The sequence below is a fragment of the Roseateles sp. GW821-FHT09B06 genome, from assembly GCF_059418245.1.
In genome coordinates this window covers 133,814-154,228 of sequence record NZ_JBWKPM010000009.1, presented here as the reverse complement: position 1 = coordinate 154,228, position 20,415 = coordinate 133,814, and the positions used below count along the sequence as shown (strand labels likewise).

The window sequence follows — 20,415 nt, the reverse complement described above, 5'->3', positions numbered from 1 at the left end:
GCGCGACGCCTTTTCGCCGGTTTACAGCGCCCGCAGTGGTAGCCGGTCCGTTCGTTGCTTGTAGCGCTCGCATGGAACCAAGCTATCTGCTCGACTGGGCCAATCTGCTGCTGCGCTGGCTGCATGTGATCGTGGCCATTGCCTGGATCGGCGCCTCCTTCTATTTTGTCTGGCTCGACAACCATCTGCTGAAGCCTGCGGCCGCGGACCTGAAGGCCAAGGGCGTGGACGGCGAGCTCTGGGCCGTGCATGGCGGCGGCTTCTACAACCCGCAGAAGTACCTGGTGGCGCCGCCCGACCTGCCGCAGCAGCTGCACTGGTTCTACTGGGAAAGCTACTGGACCTGGATGAGCGGCTTCGCGCTGTTCGTCGTGCTCTACCTGTTCAACGCCGAGAGTTTCCTGATCGACCGCAAGGTGCATGACTGGGCTGCGCCCTGGCAGGCGATCGCCGCGTCGCTCGGCTTCCTCGCCGCCGGGTGGCTGGTCTATGACCAGATCTGCCGCCGCTTCGGAGTAGTTCGTGCGCCCCAAGGCCGCCGCGCGGCGGCGTCCGCCCCCCAAGGGGAGCCGGGAAGCTTGGGGCGGCCCGGCGCTTCCCCTGTGGACGTCAGCATCGGCAACGACGGCGTGGTGCTGGGCCTGATCGCGGTCTTCGTCATCGCGGCAAGTTGGGGCGCCAGCCAGCTGTTCGCCGGCCGCGCGGCCTTCCTGATCGTCGGCGCGATGATCGCCACGATGATGAGCGCCAATGTGTTCTTCTGGATCATCCCGGGCCAGAAGCAGGTGATCGCGGACATGCGCGCCGGCCGGCCGGTCAATCCGGTGTTCGGCCAGCGCGGCAAGCAGCGCAGCGTGCACAACACCTACTTCACCTTGCCGGTGCTGATCGCGATGCTCAGCAACCACTACGGCATGCTTTATGCCCATGCGCACAACTGGGCGGTGCTGGTGCTGCTGATGGCCGTCGGCGTGCTGGTGCGCAGCTGGTTCGTCAGGCGCCACAAGGGGGTTAATACCTGGCCGCTGATCGCCGCGGCGCTGGCGCTGCTGGCCGGCCTGATCGTCTGGATGGCGCCCGCGCCGCAGCCGCCCGCGCCTGCCGGGGCGCCTACCCTGGCCCAGGTGCAGGCCATCGTCGAGCAGCGCTGCGTCATGTGCCACAACGCCCAGCTGGCGCAGAAGGGCACGGCCCTGCATACGCCCGAGCTGATCGAGCAGCATGCGCAGCAGATCTACCAGCAGGCGGTGGTGCAGAAGACCATGCCGCTGAACAACGCCACCCAGATGAGCGACGCGGAGCGCACGTTGCTGGGGCGCTGGTTCGAGGCGCGGTAGTGCTCGGCCGGCACCCGGGAGGGCTCACGGGGCGTGTAGACCGCGGTGTTTGCTTTAGGCTGGAAGCGGAAGTTGTCCCAGCTTTGAACGCCCGACCTTTACGCGTACGGTCCGCTGGTTTCGTTATTTCTTCTTCTTTTTCCCTTGATCGTGATGCCACTTGATGGCGAAGAACATGCCCGTGCCGAACACGAGAACCTTGAACGTAACGAAAACTATAGGGATCCAATCCATCATTCTGAGTATTTCCAGGCTATTACTTGACACTATCTATCGTGAGGAGCACTACCTCAAAACGCTGTTTCGCCAGGCCCCACACCGTCGGGCCGAACAGCGCGGCCAGTGCGATGGCAACGCCGATCAGCGCCAGCGGCCGGACCTCCGACGGGTCCATGTGCCGCGCGCCACCGCCGCAATGTCGATGAAGCTTCACAACACCATTCGCACGTACCGGACCGGACTCATGAACAGCACCTCACTTTCGGACTGAACTGTGCCAAATCCTGGCCGCAAAGCCCAGGCTCAGATCTCGCCCAAAAAGAGCAGATCAGATCCATCCGTCTGGGTGATTCAGCAGGCATGCCAATGGACCGGTACAGTGATGCTCAATTCAATGACTCGGCATATCAGTTGCCTGTCACGCCCGAGAGCGGCCTCAGCTGACCGCGCAGCGAAGGACGGCAACCGCTGTAGAGCCCTCTTCCCCGGCCCGATCCTGTCCCAGCGCTTGAGCCCCCGCACGCGAGAGACAGTGAACAAAGCAAAGCGGCCGGGCATAGGGCCCGGCCGTTGCTGGTGTGTGGATCGTCGGCTGCTGGCCTACTTGAACAGCCCCGGCAGCCACAGCGAGAACGCGGGGACATAGGTCACCAGCATCAGCGTTGCGGTCAGCGCGCCGTAGAAGGGCAGGATGGAGCGCATCACCTCGCCCACCGAGATCTCTCCGATCGCACAGCCGACGAACTGCGTGGTGCCCACCGGCGGCGTGTTCAGCCCCAGCGCGCAGTTGATCAGCATCATGATGCCGAACTGCACCGGGTCCATGCCGAACTGCTGGCAGATCGGCAGGAAGATCGGCGTGCAGATCAGGATGGTGGCGGCCATGTCCAGGAAGGTGCCCAAGAGGAACAGCAGGATGTTCACCATCAGGAAGATCATCCAGGGCTCGGTGGTGACCGACTTCATCAGCTCACCGGTCTTCTGCGGCACCTCGTACAGCGCCATGAAGTAGCCGAAGGCCGAGGAAATGCCGATCAGCAGCAGCACCACGCCGGTGGTCTTGCAGGCCTTGGCGCAGGCCTTCAGGAAATGCTCCCAGTCCAGCGAGCGGTAGACGAACACCGTGACCGCCAGGGCCCAGAACACCGCGGTGGCGGCCGACTCGGTGGCGGTGAACACGCCGCTCAGGATGCCCACCAGGATGATCACCACCACCAGCAGGCCCGGCAGCGCCGCCAGGAAGGCCACCAGCACCGCCCCCCAGCCCGGGAAGCTGCCATGGGTGGGATAGCCGCGCTTGACCGCCACCCAGTAGGCCGCGGCCAGATTGCACAGCGTCAGGATCAGCGCCGGGACCAGGCCCGCCAGGATCAGGCTGAACACGCTGACCGAGGCGATGCCCGCGGTGGCCAAGGTGAAGATGATCAGGTTGTGCGAGGTCGGCATCAGCGCGCCGACCAGGGCCGCGTGCGTCGTCACGTTGACCGCGTAGTCGGCGTGATAGCCCTCCTTCTTCATCAGCGGGATCATCACCGAGCCCATCGCCGACACGTCGGCCAGCGGCGAGCCGGCCACACCGCCGAACAGCGTGCAGCCCACCACATTGCTCATGCCCAGGCCGCCGCGCACATGACCGACCAGGCTGTTGGCGAAGCGCACGATGCGGTCGGCGATGCCGCCATACAGCATCAGCTCGCCGGCGAACACAAAGAAGGGGATGGCCAGGAAGCTGAACACCTGCATGCCGCCGACCATCTTCTGGAACACGATGGCCACCGGCAGGCCGGCGGCCAGGATCGTGGCCACCGAGGCCAGGCCGATCGAGAAGGCCACCGGCACGCCCAGCAGCAGCAGGACGGTGAAGCTGATTCCCAAGATAGTCAGTTCCATGCCTGCCCCCCGGCGCTTGCAGCGCGGCCCCCCGAGGGGGCGCGAACTGCCTTGAGGCGGCTCTGCGTCAGTTCCATGCGGGCTCCACGGTCTCGCCCCTGAGCAGCGCGACGATATGTTCAAGAGAAAACAGCACGATCAAAGCGCCGGCGATCACGATCGGCACATAGTCGATGCCCTCGGGCACGGCCAGCATGGGCTTGCGCTCGTTCCACTTCATCGTGGCCCAGAGCCAGCCGCTCTTGGCCATCAGGCCGCCGAACAGCGCGACCAAGGCGTGGATCAGCAGCTCCAGCTTCAGCCGCCACCATTCCGGCAGCAGCGCGATCAGCGACTCCAACCCGATATGGCCGGCGTCGCGCACCCCCACCGCCACGCCGAAGGCGGTGACGAACAGGATCAGCAGCATCGCCAGCGCCTCGGCCCAGGTGGGCGTGTCGTTGAAGACGTAGCGGCCCACCACCTGGTACTGCACGCAGATCACCACCGCGATCAGCCCGGCCACCGCGAGCATCAGCGCGAGCCTGGAGAGCCCGGCGCAGAGCCGGGTGAACAGGCTCAGCGGCTGATGCACGGTGGTGGTCCGGCCAGCCTCCATGCTGGCGCCGCTCACCTGCTGTCCTGCACGGCCTTGACCAGGCGTTGCAGATCCGGCGTGGTCATGAACTTGGCATAGACCGGGCCCATCTGCGCCTGGAAGCCGGCCTTGTCGACCTCGACGATCTCGGCGCCGCCGGCCTTCACGATCGCCAGGCTCTTGGCCTCCTGCTCGTCCCACTTCTTGCGCTGGAAGGCCACCGATTCCTTGGCGGCGGCGCGGATCAACTCCTGGTCGGGCTTGGGCAGCTTGTCGTAGACGACCTTGCTCATCAAGAGCATCTCGGGCGCCATCGAATGTTCGGTCTTCGAGTAGTACTTGACCGCCTCGAAATGCTTGAAGCCGTCGTAGGAGGGGATGTTGTTCTCGGCGGCGTCGATCAGGCCGGTCTTCAGCCCGGTGTAGACCTCGCCGATCGGCATCGGCGTGGCATTGGCGCCCATCGCGCTGACCAGGGCCACCCAGAGGTCGCTCTGCTGCACGCGGATCTTCATGCCCTTGGCGTCTGCCACGCTCCTGACCGGCTTGCGGCCGTAGATCGAGCGCGCACCGCTGTCGTAGAAGGCCAGGCCGACGAAGCCCTGCTCCTCGCAGCTCTTCAGGATCTCCTCGCCCACCGGGCCGTCCAGGCTCTTGCGCATATGCTCCACCGAGCGGAACAGGAAGGGCATGGTCGGCACCTGGGTCTTGGCGCAGATCGCGTTCATCGGGCTGATGTTGACCCGGGTCATCTCCAGCGCGCCGATCTTGACCTGGTCGATGGTTTCCTTCTCGGTGCCCAGCGCGCCCTTGTTGAAGACCTTGATCTTGTATTTGCCGTTGGAACGCTTGTCGAGCAGCTCGCTCATATGGCGCACCGCGGCGACGGTGGGGTAGTCGTCGGCGTTGTGCACGTCGGAGGAGCGGAACTCCACGGCCTGCGCCTTGCCCAGCAGGGCCAGCATGGCGGCCAGGGCCAGGGTCTTGTTGATCCGGTATTGCATCGTCGTCTCCTTGTGGGGTGGTATTTGTTGCGATGGGCTCGGGAAGGAAGGGGCGGCTGGCTCAGCCCGCGAATGGCGGTTCGGGCAGACCGACGACATCGAGCCGCATGGCGAACAGCGCGCCGTCCAGCGGGGATCGCGGCGGCGCGCCCTCGGGCTTCATCGAGGCGATCAGCAGCAGGCGCAGGTCGGGGCCGCCGAAGGCGCACATCGTCGGCTTCGCGACCGGCAGCTCGATGCGGCGATCGAGCCGGCCCTGCGGCGTGTAGCGGAACACGGCCGCGCCGTCGTTGGCGCAGATCCAGTAGCCGCCCTCGGCATCGACCGCCGCGCCGTCGGGCCGGCCCCTGGGCAGGGCGGGGATGAAGACCCGCGGCGCGCCGGGGCGGCCGGTCTCGAGCTCGTAGTCGCAGGCCCAGACCATGGCGCGGCTGGCATGCGAATCGCTGAAATACATGCGCGTCCCGTCGGGCGCGAAGGCCAGGCCGTTGGGTACCAGCATGCGGTCCTGGAAGGCGGGCTGCCAGGCGCCGGCGCATTCGCCCGGCCGGGCCAGGCGCGCGAGCCGGCCCAGCGGCAGGCGCTCGCCCGGCGCGTCGTGCATGCTGCCGACCCAGAAGCGGCCCTGGCGGTCGCAGCGGCCATCGTTGAAGCGCAGCGGCGCGGCGCCATGCGGCGCGGCGGCGAGCGGGCTCAGTTCGGCCGGCCCGCCGGCTGCGGGCAGCGTCACCGCGTAGACGCCGTCCTGCAGCGCCGCGATCCAGCCGCCGCCGGCGCGCGGCGCGATGCAGCCAACCTTCTGCGGCAGCACCCAGCTGCGCGCGGGGTGGGCCGAACCATCGTGGCGGCGGATGCGCCGCGCCGCGATGTCCACCCAGAAGAAGGCCTGCTCGGCCGCCACCCAGACGGGGCTCTCGGCCAGCAGGCTGTCCTCGGCCTGCCACCACAGCTCGGCCTGGTCGCTGCGCGGGCTGCTCATGGTGCGTCGAAGGGGCCGAGGTCCAGGAAGCTGCCGCCCTGCAGACGCGCCATCGGCGAGCCGGCCGGAAACACGCTCGACTCGGCCCGCGCGCGCCAGGCCTCGGCCGAGTCCTGCGGCCGGTAGCCCAGGCGCTCCCAGCCATCCTCGCTCCACCAGCGCGCCGGGTTGTCCGAGATGCCGTAGGTGACCAGGCAGCCGACATCGGGCGCGGTCAGCGCGGCCGCGACCAGGCGCGCCAGATCGCCATGGCTCAGCCAGGTGGACAGGCCGCGCCGGTCGGGCGGCTCGGCCGTGGCGGTGCCGATGCGCAGGCAGACCGACTCAAGCCGGAAGCGCTCCCAGTACAGGCTGGCCATGCCCTCGCCGAACAGCTTGCTGACGCCGTAATAGCCGTCGGGCTTGGGCGGGTCCTGCGGCGTCAGCGCATGGCCCTGCGCGTAGCAGCCGGTGACGTGGTTGGAGCTGGCGAAGACCACGCGCCGGGTGCCCGCACGGCGTGCCGCCTCGTAGAGATGGAACACGCCGTACAGATTGGCCGGCGCGATCTGCTCGAAGGGGTTCTCGACCGAGACGCCGCCCAGGTGCACCACCGCGTCGACCCCCTGCAGCAGGGCCTCCACCGCGGCGCGGTCGGCCAGGTCGCAGGGGCGATCCTGCTCATGCGCGGCCGGCGGCTCGGCCAGCGGCAGGCGGTCGCTGAGCCTGAGGGTCCGGCACAGGCCGGCGAGCGGCCGCCGCAGCACCCGGCCCAGCGTGCCGGCGGCACCGGTCAGCAGCAGGGTGCCCAGGGGGGGCGTGTTGGCGGTGGCGGGAGTCGCGGACATCAGGGCCAGCCCTCAGATGAAAAATGGAAGTACCTTCATAGAATATCGAAACGCTGTTTCGTATTTATCAGTGAAATCCATGATGTCGGACAACCGACAAGTGACGGTGATCGGCGCGCGGCCGGATGCTGGTGCCTTAGAGGTAGTCCTCGCGGCGCGGGGAAAACTGGTCGAGCAGGGTGCTGTCCTGCTCCAGCGCGACGACACCGTGCATGGTCTGCCGGGGGGCGACGAAGGCGTCGCCGGCGCGGATCACGCGCTTGACCCCGCCCACCTCGCATTCGAACGAGCCGCTGATGCACAAGGCGATCTGGTCATGCGCGTCGTGGGCGTGCGGGGTGCCGACGGCGCCGCGGTCGAACTGCACCAGCACCGACATCAGCTCGGGCGTGTGGCCGACGATCTTGCGGCGGATGCCGTCGCCCAGCTCGGTCCAGGGCGTCTGGGCATGGTCGAAGAAAGGATTGCTGGTCTGGCTCATCGGCTGCTGCTCCGCTGTCTAGGGCCCGAAGCCGGGCGCGGGATGATGTTTTGAAACATCGATTTGCAGCGACTATAGCGTTGCGATAGTTAAATGAAACATCGGTTCACTAAATGGAAACCATAATTCCGGAAAAGTCGGGAGCTGCGTTAGGCTAGCAAGCATTCGACCCCCAGACCGGCCGGTTGCTCCTTCCCCGCACCGTGCCGGCGCCCAGGAGATCCCCATGGAAATACGCCAACCCATCCACAGCGAACATGCCCGTACCCTGGACACCGAAGGCCTGCGCCGTCAGTTCCTGGTCGAGGATCTGTTCCAGGCGGACGCGGCCACGCTGACCTACAGCCAGATCGACCGCATCATCGTCGGCGGCATCATGCCGGTGAGCCAGCCGGTGACCTTCTCGCCCGAACTGGGCAAGCACACCGGCACCGACTTCTTTTTGCAGCGCCGCGAACTGGGCCTGATCAATATCGGCGGCGCGGCGCGGGTCAAGGTGGACGAGCAGAGCTTCGAGCTGGGGCCGCGCGAGGCCCTGTACGTGGGACAGGGCGCCAGGCTGCTGGAGTTCAAGAGCGTGGACCCGGCGAACCCCGCCAAGCTCTACTTCAATAGCGCGCCGGCCCACACCGCCTACCCGCACCGCAAGGTCACCCTGGCCGAGGCCTCGCCCGAGACCCTGGGTTCGCCCGAGACCAGCAACCGCCGCACCATCTACAAATTCCTGGTGCCCGACGTGCTGCCCACCTGCCAGCTGCTGATGGGCATGACCCAGCTGGAGCCCGGCAGCCTGTGGAACACCATGCCCTGCCACACGCACGACCGGCGCATGGAGGTGTACTTCTATTTCGACATGAACGAGCAGGCGGCCGTGTTCCACATGCTGGGCGAGCCGACCCAGACCCGCCACATCGTCGTGCGCAACGAGCAGGCCGTGATCAGCCCGAGCTGGTCCATCCATTCCGGCGTCGGTACCCAGGCCTACACCTTCATCTGGGGCATGGTCGGCGAGAACCAGGTCTTCAAGGACATGGACCATGTCCCGATGACGACCTTGAGGTGACCCCCCTACGGCCTGCGGCCGCCTCCTCGACGGGGCGAGTCCGGCTGCCCTGCGGGGCCGGATCAGCGGACTCCGCGCGGCTCGGCAGTGCCACTGCACCCTTGGGTTCGCCTTGCGGGCCTGGAGAAACTCGATGATCCTGGACAACTTTCAGCTCGAGGGCCGCGTCGCGATCGTCACCGGCTGCAACACCGGCCTGGGCCAGGGCATGGCCCGCGCGCTGGCCCAGGCCGGCGCCGACATCGTCGGCGTCAACGTCTCCGAGCCCACCGAGACCCGTGCCGAGGTGGAGGCCTTGGGCCGCCGCTTCCTGGACCTGCGCGCCAACCTCTCGGACATCGGCTGCATCGAGGGCCTGATCGCCGAGGCCAAGACCTGGGGTGGGCGCATCGACATCCTGGTCAACAACGCCGGCATCATCCGCCGCGAGGACGCGATCAAGTTCAGCGAGAAGGATTGGGACGACGTGATCGACCTGAACCTGAAGACCGTGTTCTTCTTCTCGCAGGCCGTGGCCCGGCAATACATGGCCCAGGGCAGCGGCGGCAAGATCATCAACGTCGCCTCGATGCTGTCCTACCAGGGCGGCGTGCGCGTGCCCTCGTACACCGCCAGCAAGAGCGGCGTGATGGGCATCACCCGGCTGATGGCCAACGAATGGGCCGCGCATGGCATCAACGTCAATGCGATCGCGCCCGGCTATATGGCCACCAACAACACCGCCGCGCTGCGCGCCGACGAGGGCCGCAATGCCGCGATCCTGGAGCGCATCCCGGCCGGCCGCTGGGGCGTGCCGGACGATCTGGCCGGGCCGGTGGTGTTCCTGGCCTCGAAGGCCTCGGACTATGTCAATGGCTACACCGTCGCCGTTGACGGTGGCTGGCTGGCCAGGTAACGGCCCATCCCCTACGCGCTGCGCGCGCCCCCTCGAGGGGGCGAGCCCGGCAGCCCGGCAAAGCCGGATCTGCGGGCTCCGCTCGGTGGAATCACCACGCGCTGCGGTTTCATGGTCACCGATGGAGACACGGTGAGATGTACGAGAACAAGAAGCTGGGCTTTCCTCCACCTATGTGCTGGCGCTCTACATCCACGACCAGAGCTTCCGCTTCTTTCTTCAATCTGGGCTACGGCGCGGCGCTGAGCTGGGTGCTGCTCGCCCTGGTCAGCGGGCTGGACGCTGGTGCCGGGGCGGGGTGGCCGTAAATCCAGCATAATTGAAACACATGTCCGAAGAAATCAAAACGCAAGACTGACGCGACGATATGGATGACGATCTGAACGATGCCAAGCAGCCCGAATCGGTGGCTGCGGTGCTCAAGGTGTTTGCCATCCTGCAGGCGCTGTCGGAACGCAACGAGACGGGCATTTCCGACCTGTCGGTGCGGCTGGCCATGCCCAAGGCGACGGTCTACCGCTTTCTGCAGACGATGAAGACCCTGGGCTATGTGCGCCAGGAGTCCGACAGCGAACGCTACGGCCTGACGATGAAGGCCTTCGAGCTGGGCACCAAGGCGCTGCAATACCCGGACCTGGTGGACCTTGCCAAGCACCATATGCAGATGCTGGCCGACCAGACCGGCGAGACGGTCCACCTGGGCACCCTGATCGACAGCGAGATCATCTATGTGCACAAGGTCGATTCGCGCCACATGCTGGGCATGTATTCGCGCGTCGGCCGCCGCGCGCCGCTGCACTGCACGGCGATCGGCAAGGTGCTGATGGCCTGGGAACACCCGGAGCGCCGCGAACTGGTGCTCAAGGGCGCCGAGTTCAAGCGCTTCCGCGACAAGACCATCGTCGAACCGGCTGCCTTTGCCGCCGAGCTCGAGCGCGTCAAGGCCCAGGGCTTCGGCGAGGACCGCGAGGAGTTCGACGACCATATCCGCTGCCTGGGCGTGCCGATCTTCGACCGACTGGCTCAGCCGATCGCCGGCATCAGCGTCAGCTTCCCGACCTTTCGCTACGACGAGGCCAAGGCCCCCGAGGTGGTGAAGATGCTGCAGGCCGCCAGCCGCGACATCTCGACGCGCCTGGGCTGTACCAAGTTCCCGCTGGACAGCGCGCGCGGGTGAGCAGCGCCATGGCCACCCTGGGCAAGCGCCGCCCCAAGACCCTGGCGCTCGGACTGGTCGAGGCGCTGGGCGAGCGCATCCGCGCCGGCACGCTGAACGTCGGCGACAAGCTGCCGACCGAGGCGGCCATCATGGCCGAGTTCGAGGTCAGCCGCACCGTGGTGCGCGAGGCGATCTCCAAGCTGCAGGCCGAGGGCCTGGTGGAGACCCGCCATGGCATCGGCAGCTTTGTGCGTGGCCTGGGCGAGGGCACGGCCTTCCGCATCGGGCCCGAGCAGATGGCCACGCTGAACGACGTGGTGGCGGTGCTGGAACTGCGCATCGGCGTCGAGAGCGAGGCCGCGGCCCTGGCCGCGCAGCGCCGCAGCCTGGCCCAGCTGGGCCTGATGCGCGAGGCGCTGGCCGCCTTCGACGCGGCGGCCGAGGCCGGCCGCGACGCGGTGGCGGCCGACTTCCAGTTCCATCTGGAGATCGCCCGCGCCACCGGCAACCCGCATTACGAGCAGTTGATGAGCACGCTGGGCGCGCCCAGCATCCCGCGCGCGCGCCTGCCCAGCCTCGCCGGGGTCGACGCGGCCGCGCAGCTGGACTACCTGAAACGCGTCAATGCCGAGCACGACAGCATCCTGTCCGCCATTGCGGCCCAGGACGCCGAGGCGGCACGCGCGGCGATGCGCACCCACCTGAGCAACAGCCGCGAGCGGCGCCGCCGCGCGGCCCTGGCTCTGCAGCGCCAGGGCTGAGCGCACCCGCGGCGCCCTCAGAAGATGTGCCGCATGCCCAGTTCCAGCCCGCTGGAGTCGCTGCCGCCGGCCAGGCCGCTGGCGCCGCCGGGCAGTGCATAACTGGCTGCGCCCCGGTTGGCGATGCGCGCCACGGTGGCGTACAGCGCGCTGCGCTTGGACAGCTCGTGGACATATCCCAGGCCCAGCTGATCGGCATCGTTGCGGTCGATGATCGCGGCGCCGACGCGGCCCTGCAGATTCGCGCGGTTCCAGGACAGCTTCAGCTGGCCTGGCCCCAGCGGCAGCCAGGCCCCCAGCAGCAGCTGGGTCTGCCTGGCCGAGTCGAGCTTGAACCGGCGCCAGGCGGCCGAGACGCGCAGCGGGCCGAAGTCGTAGCTGCCGCCCAGGGCCAGATCATCCAGGGCTTCGCCGCCGGTGAGGTTGTTCTCGCTGCGGGTGAGGGCCGCGGCGATGTTGAAGCGCTTGTCGGCATAGCCCAGGCGCGCGCCGGCCAGCTTGTGCTGGCCGTTGGCCGCAGTGCCGCCTTCGCCGGCCGCCAGCATCAGCCCGCCTTCCAGGCCGCCGAGGCCGGCCGGCAACAGCCACTGCACCGAGTTGCCGGAGCGTACCGTGGTGTTGGCGCCGCTGCCGAAGGCGGCGCGCAGCGGGCCCGGGGGTGCGGCGGAAACGAAGTTGTTGGCGCCAGCCAGGCCCACATAGCCGAAGGGATCGTAGCGGCTCCAGTTGCTGTAGCTGGGCACGAAGTCGCGGCCGGCGCGCAGCTCGCCATAGGCCTGGCTGGCCAGGCTGACGGTGGCGCGGCGGTCCCAGAACATGCTGCCGGAAGCCGGCGCGCCGCTGTCCAACAGGATGCCGTGCTCCAGATGGAAGCCGGCCGAGAGACCGCCGCCCAGGTCCTCGCTGCCGCGGACGATGATGCGGCTGGTCGCATTGCTGCCGCTGACCAGGGAGCTGACCCCGCCGCGGCCCTCGTTGCGCACATGGCGCATGGCTGCGTCGGCAATGCCGGCCAGCGTGACTTGACCCTGGGCCCAGGCCGATCCTCCCGTCAGGGCGAGCAGGCCGATCGCCACCGCGTCTGCCTTCTTCCGCTTTCCTCGCATCGATGTCTTCCTCTGCTGGTTTGAGTTGTGTGTCGTTGTCAATCTCAGTCCGCCGTTAGCCTGGCCTGCTGCACGACGCGCTTCCAGCGTTGCAGTTCGTCCTTCACCAGGGCGCCGAACTGCTCGGGCGTGCTGGTCTCGACATCGGCGCCGTGGTCCTCCATGCGCTTGGCGGTCTCCTTGTCGGCCAGCACCTGGTTCAGCGCCTTGTTGAGCTGGTCGATGATGGGCTTGGGCGTCCTGGCCGGGGCGAAGAAGCCGTACCACTGCTGCACCTCGACGCCCTCGATGCCCGCTTCCTTCAGGGTCGGCACATCGGGCAGCTCGGCCAAGCGCTTGGGACCGGCCACGGCCAGCGCGCGCAGCTTGCCGGCCTTGACCTGCGGGTAGGCGGTGAAGGCGCTGGGAAACATGAACTGGGTCTGGCCGGCGATCGTGTCGGTGACGGCCGGGGCCGAGCCCTTGTAGGGCACGCCGCCCATGGCGGCGCCGGTCTTGAGCTTGAACAGCTCGGCCGCGAAATGCGGTGCCGTGCCGTTGCCGGCCGAGGCGTAGTAGTAGCTCTGCGGCTTGGCCTTGAGCTGGGCCACCATGTCCCGCACATCCTTGACCGCCACCTTGGTGTTGGCCACGAGCACGGTGGGCGAGTAGCCGACCAGGCCGATCGGTTCGAAATCGGCCACCGGGTCGTAGCGCAGCTTCTGCAGCGCCGGGTTCATGCCATGCGTGGCGATATAGCCGAAGAACAGGGTGTAGCCGTCGGCCGGCGCGCGCGCCACGTATTCACTGGCGATGGCCCCGGCCGCGCCGGCGCGGTTGTCGACGATCACGGTCTGGCCCAGCAGGCTCTGCAGCTTCTGGCCGATGGTGCGGGCCATCGCGTCGTTGCCGCCGCCCGCGGCCGTGGGCACGACGATGGTGATGGTCCTGGCCGGGTAGGCCTCGGCCGCCATGGCCAGGGTGCCGAGCAGGGCGGCCGCCAGGGCCGGGATCTTGTTGAGCATGCGGGGTCTCCGGTCGTTGTGATGTGAAGGGCAGGGCTTAGGCAAAGGCGTAGCCGGGGATCTGCAGATCGCCTTGCAGGATCTTTCTCGCGGTGCGCAGCAGCGCGGCGCGTTCGATGCGGGCCGCAGGCCCTGCGCCGGCCAGCGTGACCTCCACATCGATGCGGCCTTGCGGATGCAGCACCGCGATCGAATGCAGGCCCGCGGCGAGGGGCCGGTCCGTGCTGGCCACGGTGCCGGGCAGGGCCAGCGCGCTGGCCACGCCGATCGCGCCGGTCACCGCATGCGAGGCATGGCAGCGCCGGGGGGTGAAGTAGCGCGAGCTGATGCTCAGCGCATCGTCGCCGGGGGCGACGATCACCGGCTTCGGGATCACGCTGCTTGAGACATCGCCCAGGCCCATCAGCCGGCCCGCCGCGAGGCGCAGGCCTTCCAGGCGCGCCAGCAGCGCGTGGTCCGCGTCCAGCTCGGCGGGCGTCTCGCGGCCCTGCAGGCCCAGATCGGCGGCGCGCACCAGCATCAGCGGCATGGCGGCGTCGATGCAGCTGAGCTCGATGCCGTCGATCAGATCGACGCGCCGGCCGGTGGGGAAGACCGAGCCGGTCACCGCACCCCAGGCGTCCAGGAAATTCAGGCGGATCGGTGCGGCGGTGCCGGACACGCCGTCGATCCCGATGGCTCCTTCGTAGACGACGCGGCGCTGCGGCGTCTGCACCGTCACGTCGATGCGCGAGCGGGTATTGATGTTGAAGACGCGCAAGGTGGTCTCGCCGTCCTGCGCTTCAACCAGGCCCTGCTCGATCGCGAAAGGGCCGACGCCCGACAGCATGTTCCCGCAGTTGGGCCGCGTATCCACCGAGCACTGGCCCACGCCGACCTGGGCGAACAGATAGTCGACGTCGCAGCCGGGCTCGCGGGAGCGCGAGACGATGGCGACCTTGCTGGTCAGCGTGCTGCCGCCGCCCACGCCGTCGAGCTGCAGCTGGTCGGCGGCGCCGATCGCGCCGATCAGCGCGCGATCGCGCAGCGCCTCGTCGGCCGGCAGCCAGTCGCGCAGAAAGAAGGGGCCGCGCGAGGTACCGGCTCGCATCAGGACACAGGGCAGGGTGAGCGTTTCCATGGCCAGATCTTGGTTCACGGACTCATGCATGTGAATTGCATAGTTATGATCGATTGATCCGAAACGTGCATCAAAGCCATGGCCGTCAACTTCGATCTCAACGACCTGCATGCATTCCGCGCGGTGGCCGAGCTGGGGAATTTCCGGCGTGCCGCCGAGGCCGTGCACATCTCCCAGCCGGCCTTCAGCCGGCGCATCGAGAAGCTGGAAGAGGCGCTGGGCGTGAAGCTGTTGGAGCGCACGACGCGGCGCGTCAGCCTGACCGCCGTGGGTCGCGAGTTCGCGCGCAAGACCCAGCTGATGCTGGACGAGCTGGACAACACCCTCTTGAGCATCCGCGGCGTGGCGGCCACGCGCATGGGCGAGGTGACGGTGGCCTGCGTCCCCTCGACCGTCTACTACTACCTCTCGCGCGTCGTGTCGCGCTACCGCGAGCGCTATCCGAAGATCCGGCTGCGCGTGTTCGATGCGGGCGCCAACGAGGTGCTGAATCTGGTGACGCGCGGCGAAGTGGATTTCGGCCTGAACTTCATCGGCAGCCAGGAGCCCGAGATCGAGTTCCAGCGCCTGCAGGAGGAGCGCTTCGTCGCGGCCTGCCGGCGCGACCATCCTCTGGCCCGCAAACGCCAGGTCAGCTGGAAGGAGCTGTGCGCCTTCGACTTCATCTCGGTGGCCAAGAGCTCGGGCAACCGCCTGCTGCTGGACCAGGCACTGGCCGGCGTGGCCGAGCGCCCTGACAGCGTCTACGAGGCCCAGCATGTGACCACCTTGCTGGGTCTGGTGGAGGCGGGCCTGGGCGTGGCCGCTGTGCCCTCGATGGCCATGCCCGGCAAGGACCATCCGCTCTTGGTGAGCATTCCCCTGGTCGAGCCTGCGGTGGTGCGCCAGGTGGGGCTGATACGGCGCCGCAACCGTCAGCTTTCGCCGGCGGCGCAGCAGCTCTACGACTTCTTCCTGGAGATGAAGCAGCCGCGCAGGAAGGCCTAGAGAAACCTAGAACAAGCCTAGGCGCGGCGCACGTAGTCCGGGTACTTGGCGCTGATCTGCTCCAGCCGGCTCAGCGTGCCGGACAGATGCTCGCGCAGCGCCTCCTGCGCGGCAGCGGGGTCGCCCTGAGCGATCGCGTCGACGATGCGGCGATGGTCGCGCACCACGGCACGGGCCTTGCCGGCCGAGGGCAGGTCCAGGCGGCGCAGCCGGTCCACATGGCCCGACAGGCGCCGCACCAGATCGAAGAGATCGGGCACGCCGGCAGCCTCGTACATCAGGCGGTGAAAGGCCAGATCGGCGGCGATGAATTCATCGAAGGCCTCGCTGTTCATCAGCGCTGCCTGCAGATCGACCTGGGCACGTAGCTTGGCCACCAGCACCGCGTCGGCCGCGCCGGCGAGCACGCGCACCGCCTCCAGCTCGATCGCACGGCGCAGGAAATGCGCCTGCTGGGCCGAGGCCAGGTCGATGCGGCTGACCAGGGTCGCATGCTGCGGAAAGATGTCCACCAGGCCTTCCTCGCCCAGCTTGATCAGCGCATCGCGGATTGGCGTCTGGCTCAGGCCGAAGCGTTCGGCGAGCTCGGCGCGCGACAGCACCATGCCAGGCGCCAGCTCCAGCGACACGATCAGCTCGCGCAGGCGCTCGAAGACCTGGGGCGCGGCTTGGCGCGAGCGGTCCAGCTGGACGGGGGAGGAGGCTTTGGTCTGCATCGATGTGGCGGTTCGGCAAGGTCCGATTCTAGCCTCGGTGATTTATTGACACACTAATGTATTAGTGCTTTACTTCGAGGCATCGGACGCCGGCACAGACGCGGCGCGCTCACGACAGCCCCATCCCGAACGGAGACAACACGATGCTGCACGGTGCTTTTTCATCCTTTGCCCGGCTGGCCCTGGCCGGCCTGAGCCTGGCCCTGGCTGCCGGCGCCGCCGCGGCGCAGACGCCCGACTGGCCCAAGGTCAAGCCCATCACCTATGTCGTGCCCTTCACGGCCGGCGGCTCCACCGATGTGGTGGGGCGCGTGATCGCGCAGAAGCTGCAGGACGCGTTGAAGCAGACCGTCGTGGTGGAGAACAAGCCGGGGCAGGGCGGCGGCATCGGCGCCAGCTTCGTCGCCAAGGCAGCGCCGGACGGCTACACCCTGTTCGGCGGCACGATCAGCACCCATGCGATCAATGCCAGCCTCTACAAGAACCTGCCCTACGACCCGGTGAAGGACTTTGAGCCGGTAGCCCTGGTGGCCTACCTGCCGAATGTGCTGCTGGTCGACCCGAACCTCGGCGTGAACTCGGTGGCCGAGCTGATCGCGCTGCTGAAGAAGGACGAGAAGCGCCGCACCTTCGCCTCGTCCGGCGCCGGCACCTCCACGCATCTGGCCGGCGAAATGTTCGCCGACCTGATCGGCGTGCCGCTGACCCATATCGCCTACAAGGGCACGCCGCCGGCCATGGTGGACGTGTCCTCGGGCCAGGTGACCTTCATGTTTGACCAGATGACGGCGGCGCTGCCGCTGCTGCAGTCCGGCAAGCTCAAGCTGCTGGCCGTCACCACGGGCAAGCGCATCGCGCTCTCGCCCAGCACGCCCACCATGGTCGAGGCCGGCGTGCCGGGCTTCGAGATGTCTTCGTGGCAGGCGGTCTTCGCGCCCAGGGGCACGCCCAAGCCCATCGTGCAGAAGCTTTCCGCCGAGATCGCCAAGGCCCTGAAGCAGCCGGATGTGCAGGCCAAGCTGCATGAGCAGATGGGCATGGAGATCGTCGCCGGCTCCCCCGAGGAGCTGGCCGCGCTGATGGGCAAGGAGATCCCGCGCTGGGCGGCGCTGGTGAAGAAATCCGGCGCGACGGTCAATTGAGATACCTGGAAAGAAGAGAGCAGTCCATGAGCCGAGACACCACCATCCGCGACGTTCGCATCACGCCGATCGCCTTTCGCGACGGTCCCCTGCTGAACGCCGCCGGCATCCACGAACCCTGGGCCCTGCGCGCCATCATCGAGGTCGAGACCAGCGACGGCCGTGTCGGCCTGGGCGAGACCTATGGCGACGCGCCGATGCTGGCCGTGCTGGAACAGGCGCGGCCGCTGCTGGAGGGGCTGTCGCCCTATGCGCTGAACGAGATGGAGGCGCGCGTGCGCGCCGGCGTCAAGCCGGTGCCGGGTGCGGTGGAGTTCACGCTGGCGCCGGGCTCGCACAGCGCGAAGAACGCGGCCAAGGTGATCAGCGCCTTCGAGGTGGCGATGCTGGACCTGCAGGGCCAGGCGCAGGGCGCGCCCATCGTCGACCTGCTGGGCGGCGCGGTTCGAGATAGCGTGCCCTACAGCGCCTACCTGTTCTTCAAGTATGCCGAGCATGCGGGCAAGCCCTATGCGCCCGATGTCCCGCCCGACGTTTGGGGCGAGGGCATCGCGCCGGCGCAGATCGTCGCGCAGGCGCGCCGCATGATCGAACTCTATGGCTTCCAGAGCATCAAGCTCAAGGGCGGCGTGTTCGAGCCCGAGCATGAGATCGAATGCATCCGCGCGCTGCGCAAGGCCTTCCCGGGCCTGCCGTTGCGCCTGGACCCGAATGCCAACTGGTCGCTGGACACCAGCCTGAGGGCCGCGCCGGCGCTGGACGAGCTGCTGGAGTACTACGAGGACCCGACACCCGGCCTGGAGGGCATGGCCGAACTGGCCCGCCACACCCGGCTGCCGCTGGCCACGAACATGGTGGTCACCACCTTCGAGGAACTGCGCCGCAGCATCCCGCTGGGCTCGGTCAAGGTGGTGCTGTCGGACCACCATTACTGGGGCGGCCTGCGCGCCACCCAGGCTCTGGCGCGCATGTGCGCGCTATGGGACCTGGGCATCTCGATGCATTCCAACTCGCATCTGGGCATCAGCCTGATGGCCATGACCCATGTGGCGGCCAGCATCCCGAACCTGGGCTATGCCTGCGACACCCACTATCCCTGGCAGGAGGAAGAGCTGCTCGAGGGCGGCCGCATCGCCTTCGAGAACGGCGCCGTGCGGGTGCCGCGTGCGCCGGGCCTGGGGGTCAGCCTGGACCGCGCGGCGCTGGCGCGCCTGCACGAGCAGTACCTGGCCTGCGGCATCCGCCAGCGCGACGACCTGGCGCAGATGCGCCGCTACGACCCGACGTTCAGCGGCAGGACGCCGCGTTTCTGACCCGCGGCATGGACGAGGGTGGGCAGGGCGGCGGGGGCGCGACGATCGCGCGCGGGGCCCGCGCCAGCCGTCGCTCGGCCCGAGCCTCATCGGCGCGCTGCCGGACCAGGCGCTCGCCCTCCAAGGGATCGGCCGCGCTGTGCATGCCCTCGGCGCGGCGGCGCGCATCGGCCGCGCCGGTCATGCTGGTCTGCGCGGCCTGGGCCTCGCGGCTGAGCGCCCAGTCCTCGGCGGTATAGCGCCCCTGGCCCTTGCGGCATTGGCGCACGCGGCGGATCTCGTCCTGCAGGAAGGCCTTTTCCTGCTCGCCCAGGCTGCGCGAGTTGGCGCGCGTCTCCATATTGCGCAGTTCCAAGTCGCCCGGGCAGTCATTGGCGGCGGGCTGCGGCGGCGCGACGGCTTCGACGGGCGCGGCCGCCGCGGGGCGCCGACCGTCGACCACATTGCCCTGCAGCCGGCGCTCGTCCAGCAACTGGCCGCCGGCCGGGCAGGGCCGGTCGGAGAAGCGGGTGCCGCCGTCCTCGCTGCGGCATTTCCACACCTCCTGGGCCTGCGCGCCCAGGCTCAGCCCGGCCAGCCCCAGGGCCGCGGCCCAGGCGGCCCAGGGGCGGGCGCCTTGTCTGTACATCACCGGCATCTTCGTCTCTCCCTGTCGAGCGCCTGCTGGCCGCGGATCCGGCGGCGGGATGATGGGCGCTGGCAAATCCAACGTCCCCAACGTCCGACCCCGGGTATCCGTGCACATTGCATTTGGGTTGCTTAGTTGTATGATGACGTACAACAACATCACAAAGACGATCAGACCACGGAACATGCACGGAGACGGACGACGATGAAGATGACGAAGACACGGGCGCCGGTGCTGCGCGCCGGATGGAAGCGGGCGCTGGGCGCCGCGCTGCTGGGATTGGCGGCCAGCACGGCTCAGGCCTTTCCGGACAAGACGGTGACCCTGCTGGTGCCCTTTCCGCCGGGCGGCTCCACCGACACGCTGGCCCGCGCGGTGGCGGCCAAGCTGCAGGAAAAATGGGGCCAGACGGTGGTGGTGGACAACAAGCCCGGTGCCACCGGCACGGTTGGCACGGCCATGGTCAAGCGCGCGGCGCCGGACGGCCACACCCTGCTGGTGGCCTCGCTAGGCCCCTTCGTGATCGCGCCGCATCTGCTGAAGGCGGTGCAGTACGACGCGTTGAAGGACATCGAGCTGCTGACCGTCGCGGTGCAGGCGCCCAATGTGCTGGTGGTGCCGGCCGCCTCGCCGCTGAAGAGCGTGGCCGATATGCTCGCCCAGCTGAGGGCCAAGCCCGGCGCGCTGACCTTCGCCTCCTCGGGCAACGGCTCCTCGGACCACCTGACCGCCGAACTGTTCTGGCTGCAGACCGGCACCTCGGGCTCGCATATTCCCTACAAGGGCGGCGCGCCGGCCATCACCGACCTGCTGGGCGGCCAGGTCGACGCCTCGTTCCAGAACGTCAACGCGGTGCTGCAGCATCTGCAGAGCGGCAAGCTGCGCGCGCTGGCCGTCACCGGCGACAAGCGCTCGGCGGTGCTGCCCCAGGTCCCGACCTTGGGCGAGTCCGGCGTCAAGGGCGCCGATGTCTATTCCTGGCAGGGTATCGCCGCGCCGGCCGGCCTGAGCGCGGCGCTGCGCAGCCAGATCGCGACGGCCCTGCAGGCCGCGCTGAACGACCCGGCGATCAAGGCCAAGAACGCCGAGATCGGCATCGAGACCGTGGCCAACACGCCGGAGCAGGCGCAGAGCTTCCAGAAGAGCGAGTTCGCGCGCTGGAAGAGCGTCATCGAGACCCGCAAGATCACCGCTGATTGATTGATGG

General features: G+C 68.1%; 22 protein-coding genes. 11 read left to right on the top strand and 11 right to left on the bottom strand.

Annotated features, from left to right (window positions below; translation table 11 throughout):
* Nucleotides 1-71: 71 nt before the first annotated feature.
* Both AC07OQ_RS10705 and AC07OQ_RS10700 read left to right on the top strand, forming a co-directional pair.
* Nucleotides 72-1,337 (top strand): urate hydroxylase PuuD, encoded by a 1,266-nt coding sequence (locus tag AC07OQ_RS10705; protein WP_495053106.1) that lies wholly within the window; start codon nt 72-74, stop codon nt 1,335-1,337.
* 163 nt (nt 1,338-1,500) lie between these two features.
* Nucleotides 1,501-1,827, top strand: a complete 327-nt coding sequence (locus AC07OQ_RS10700) for a hypothetical protein (RefSeq protein ID WP_495053135.1) — start codon at nt 1,501-1,503, stop codon at nt 1,825-1,827.
* 329 nt (nt 1,828-2,156) lie between these two features.
* On the opposite strand, the gene AC07OQ_RS10695 is transcribed toward AC07OQ_RS10700, so the two are convergent.
* The 6 genes from AC07OQ_RS10695 to AC07OQ_RS10670 form a co-directional block, all read right to left on the bottom strand.
* A complete protein-coding gene (locus AC07OQ_RS10695; RefSeq protein WP_495053105.1) occupies nt 2,157-3,446 on the bottom strand; it encodes a TRAP transporter large permease in 1,290 nt (429 codons plus the stop codon).
* A gap of 67 nt (nt 3,447-3,513) precedes the next feature.
* The gene (locus AC07OQ_RS10690) at nt 3,514-4,002 is read right to left on the bottom strand and encodes a TRAP transporter small permease (RefSeq protein ID WP_495053132.1); all 489 of its coding nucleotides are present in this window, start codon (nt 4,000-4,002) and stop codon (nt 3,514-3,516) included.
* A 53-nt stretch (nt 4,003-4,055) separates the two neighbouring features.
* Nucleotides 4,056-5,027 carry a TRAP transporter substrate-binding protein gene (locus AC07OQ_RS10685; RefSeq protein ID WP_495053104.1) on the bottom strand — a complete coding sequence of 324 codons (972 nt, stop codon included), beginning with the start codon at nt 5,025-5,027 and terminating at the stop codon, nt 4,056-4,058.
* Between the two features lie 61 nt (nt 5,028-5,088).
* Entirely contained in the window at nt 5,089-6,006 is a 918-nt protein-coding gene (locus AC07OQ_RS10680) for an SMP-30/gluconolactonase/LRE family protein (protein ID WP_495053103.1), read from the bottom strand.
* The gene (locus tag AC07OQ_RS10675; RefSeq protein ID WP_495053102.1) at nt 6,003-6,833 is read right to left on the bottom strand and encodes an NAD-dependent epimerase/dehydratase family protein; all 831 of its coding nucleotides are present in this window, start codon (nt 6,831-6,833) and stop codon (nt 6,003-6,005) included. Before AC07OQ_RS10675 ends, AC07OQ_RS10680 begins: the two co-directional genes overlap by 4 nt.
* A 136-nt stretch (nt 6,834-6,969) precedes the next feature.
* On the bottom strand, nt 6,970-7,314 hold the full coding sequence (locus tag AC07OQ_RS10670; protein ID WP_495053101.1) for a cupin domain-containing protein: 345 nt from the start codon (nt 7,312-7,314) through the stop codon (nt 6,970-6,972).
* A gap of 226 nt (nt 7,315-7,540) precedes the next feature.
* Between AC07OQ_RS10670 and kduI the strand changes: the two genes are divergently transcribed.
* The 5 genes from kduI to AC07OQ_RS10645 all read left to right on the top strand — a co-directional run bounded on the left by kduI (nt 7,541) and on the right by AC07OQ_RS10645 (nt 11,192).
* Nucleotides 7,541-8,377: a 5-dehydro-4-deoxy-D-glucuronate isomerase gene (kduI, locus tag AC07OQ_RS10665; protein ID WP_495053100.1), complete on the top strand. Its 837-nt coding sequence runs from the start codon at nt 7,541-7,543 to the stop codon at nt 8,375-8,377.
* A gap of 133 nt (nt 8,378-8,510) precedes the next feature.
* Nucleotides 8,511-9,272, top strand: coding sequence for a 2-dehydro-3-deoxy-D-gluconate 5-dehydrogenase KduD (gene kduD, locus AC07OQ_RS10660; protein ID WP_495053099.1), 762 nt, complete (start codon nt 8,511-8,513; stop codon nt 9,270-9,272).
* 137 nt (nt 9,273-9,409) lie between these two features.
* Nucleotides 9,410-9,580, top strand: coding sequence for a hypothetical protein (locus AC07OQ_RS10655; RefSeq protein ID WP_495053098.1), 171 nt, complete (start codon nt 9,410-9,412; stop codon nt 9,578-9,580).
* A gap of 59 nt (nt 9,581-9,639) precedes the next feature.
* A complete protein-coding gene (gene kdgR, locus AC07OQ_RS10650; protein WP_495053097.1) occupies nt 9,640-10,449 on the top strand; it encodes a DNA-binding transcriptional regulator KdgR in 810 nt (269 codons plus the stop codon).
* Between the two features lie 8 nt (nt 10,450-10,457).
* A complete protein-coding gene (locus AC07OQ_RS10645; RefSeq protein WP_495053096.1) occupies nt 10,458-11,192 on the top strand; it encodes a FadR/GntR family transcriptional regulator in 735 nt (244 codons plus the stop codon).
* Between the two features lie 17 nt (nt 11,193-11,209).
* Here the strand turns inward: AC07OQ_RS10645 and AC07OQ_RS10640 are convergent, their stop codons facing one another.
* From AC07OQ_RS10640 to AC07OQ_RS10630, 3 genes are read right to left on the bottom strand one after another with little or no spacing between them, the layout of a single operon-like run.
* Nucleotides 11,210-12,298, bottom strand: a complete 1,089-nt coding sequence (locus tag AC07OQ_RS10640; RefSeq protein ID WP_495053095.1) for a porin — start codon at nt 12,296-12,298, stop codon at nt 11,210-11,212.
* 44 nt (nt 12,299-12,342) lie between these two features.
* Entirely contained in the window at nt 12,343-13,302 is a 960-nt protein-coding gene (locus AC07OQ_RS10635) for a tripartite tricarboxylate transporter substrate binding protein (protein ID WP_495053094.1), read from the bottom strand.
* Nucleotides 13,303-13,339: 37 nt separating this feature from the next.
* The gene (locus AC07OQ_RS10630) at nt 13,340-14,422 is read right to left on the bottom strand and encodes a 4-oxalomesaconate tautomerase (RefSeq protein WP_495053093.1); all 1,083 of its coding nucleotides are present in this window, start codon (nt 14,420-14,422) and stop codon (nt 13,340-13,342) included.
* A 78-nt stretch (nt 14,423-14,500) separates the two neighbouring features.
* On the opposite strand from AC07OQ_RS10630, the gene AC07OQ_RS10625 reads away from it, so the two are divergent.
* On the top strand, nt 14,501-15,409 hold the full coding sequence (locus tag AC07OQ_RS10625; protein WP_495053092.1) for a LysR family transcriptional regulator: 909 nt from the start codon (nt 14,501-14,503) through the stop codon (nt 15,407-15,409).
* A 17-nt stretch (nt 15,410-15,426) separates the two neighbouring features.
* On the opposite strand, the gene AC07OQ_RS10620 is transcribed toward AC07OQ_RS10625, so the two are convergent.
* Nucleotides 15,427-16,125, bottom strand: coding sequence for a GntR family transcriptional regulator (locus AC07OQ_RS10620; protein ID WP_495053091.1), 699 nt, complete (start codon nt 16,123-16,125; stop codon nt 15,427-15,429).
* Between the two features lie 143 nt (nt 16,126-16,268).
* Here AC07OQ_RS10620 and AC07OQ_RS10615 point away from each other — a divergent pair, with 143 nt between their 5' ends.
* Nucleotides 16,269-17,267 (top strand): Bug family tripartite tricarboxylate transporter substrate binding protein, encoded by a 999-nt coding sequence (locus AC07OQ_RS10615; RefSeq protein ID WP_495053090.1) that lies wholly within the window; start codon nt 16,269-16,271, stop codon nt 17,265-17,267.
* Between the two features lie 26 nt (nt 17,268-17,293).
* On the top strand, nt 17,294-18,580 hold the full coding sequence (locus tag AC07OQ_RS10610; protein WP_495053089.1) for a glucarate dehydratase family protein: 1,287 nt from the start codon (nt 17,294-17,296) through the stop codon (nt 18,578-18,580).
* Here the strand turns inward: AC07OQ_RS10610 and AC07OQ_RS10605 are convergent.
* Nucleotides 18,555-19,208, bottom strand: coding sequence for a DUF4124 domain-containing protein (locus AC07OQ_RS10605; protein ID WP_495053088.1), 654 nt, complete (start codon nt 19,206-19,208; stop codon nt 18,555-18,557). The two genes, AC07OQ_RS10610 and AC07OQ_RS10605, sit on opposite strands and share 26 nt — an antisense overlap.
* Before the next feature lie 204 nt (nt 19,209-19,412).
* On the opposite strand from AC07OQ_RS10605, the gene AC07OQ_RS10600 reads away from it, so the two are divergent.
* The gene (locus tag AC07OQ_RS10600; protein ID WP_495053087.1) at nt 19,413-20,408 is read left to right on the top strand and encodes a Bug family tripartite tricarboxylate transporter substrate binding protein; all 996 of its coding nucleotides are present in this window, start codon (nt 19,413-19,415) and stop codon (nt 20,406-20,408) included.
* Nucleotides 20,409-20,415 lie beyond the last annotated feature (7 nt).

Coding starts and splice junctions, on each gene's coding strand:
- AC07OQ_RS10705 (WP_495053106.1), top strand. CDS start 72: ATGGAACCAAGCTATCTGCTCGACTGGGCCAATCTGCTGCTGCGCTGG.
- AC07OQ_RS10700 (WP_495053135.1), top strand. CDS start 1,501: ATGGCGAAGAACATGCCCGTGCCGAACACGAGAACCTTGAACGTAACG.
- AC07OQ_RS10695 (WP_495053105.1), bottom strand. CDS start 3,446: ATGGAACTGACTATCTTGGGAATCAGCTTCACCGTCCTGCTGCTGCTG.
- AC07OQ_RS10685 (WP_495053104.1), bottom strand. CDS start 5,027: ATGCAATACCGGATCAACAAGACCCTGGCCCTGGCCGCCATGCTGGCC.
- AC07OQ_RS10680 (WP_495053103.1), bottom strand. CDS start 6,006: ATGAGCAGCCCGCGCAGCGACCAGGCCGAGCTGTGGTGGCAGGCCGAG.
- AC07OQ_RS10675 (WP_495053102.1), bottom strand. CDS start 6,833: ATGTCCGCGACTCCCGCCACCGCCAACACGCCCCCCCTGGGCACCCTG.
- AC07OQ_RS10670 (WP_495053101.1), bottom strand. CDS start 7,314: ATGAGCCAGACCAGCAATCCTTTCTTCGACCATGCCCAGACGCCCTGG.
- kduI (WP_495053100.1), top strand. CDS start 7,541: ATGGAAATACGCCAACCCATCCACAGCGAACATGCCCGTACCCTGGAC.
- kduD (WP_495053099.1), top strand. CDS start 8,511: ATGATCCTGGACAACTTTCAGCTCGAGGGCCGCGTCGCGATCGTCACC.
- AC07OQ_RS10655 (WP_495053098.1), top strand. CDS start 9,410: ATGTACGAGAACAAGAAGCTGGGCTTTCCTCCACCTATGTGCTGGCGC.
- kdgR (WP_495053097.1), top strand. CDS start 9,640: ATGGATGACGATCTGAACGATGCCAAGCAGCCCGAATCGGTGGCTGCG.
- AC07OQ_RS10645 (WP_495053096.1), top strand. CDS start 10,458: ATGGCCACCCTGGGCAAGCGCCGCCCCAAGACCCTGGCGCTCGGACTG.
- AC07OQ_RS10640 (WP_495053095.1), bottom strand. CDS start 12,298: ATGCGAGGAAAGCGGAAGAAGGCAGACGCGGTGGCGATCGGCCTGCTC.
- AC07OQ_RS10635 (WP_495053094.1), bottom strand. CDS start 13,302: ATGCTCAACAAGATCCCGGCCCTGGCGGCCGCCCTGCTCGGCACCCTG.
- AC07OQ_RS10630 (WP_495053093.1), bottom strand. CDS start 14,422: ATGGAAACGCTCACCCTGCCCTGTGTCCTGATGCGAGCCGGTACCTCG.
- AC07OQ_RS10625 (WP_495053092.1), top strand. CDS start 14,501: ATGGCCGTCAACTTCGATCTCAACGACCTGCATGCATTCCGCGCGGTG.
- AC07OQ_RS10620 (WP_495053091.1), bottom strand. CDS start 16,125: ATGCAGACCAAAGCCTCCTCCCCCGTCCAGCTGGACCGCTCGCGCCAA.
- AC07OQ_RS10615 (WP_495053090.1), top strand. CDS start 16,269: ATGCTGCACGGTGCTTTTTCATCCTTTGCCCGGCTGGCCCTGGCCGGC.
- AC07OQ_RS10610 (WP_495053089.1), top strand. CDS start 17,294: ATGAGCCGAGACACCACCATCCGCGACGTTCGCATCACGCCGATCGCC.
- AC07OQ_RS10605 (WP_495053088.1), bottom strand. CDS start 19,208: ATGTACAGACAAGGCGCCCGCCCCTGGGCCGCCTGGGCCGCGGCCCTG.
- AC07OQ_RS10600 (WP_495053087.1), top strand. CDS start 19,413: ATGAAGATGACGAAGACACGGGCGCCGGTGCTGCGCGCCGGATGGAAG.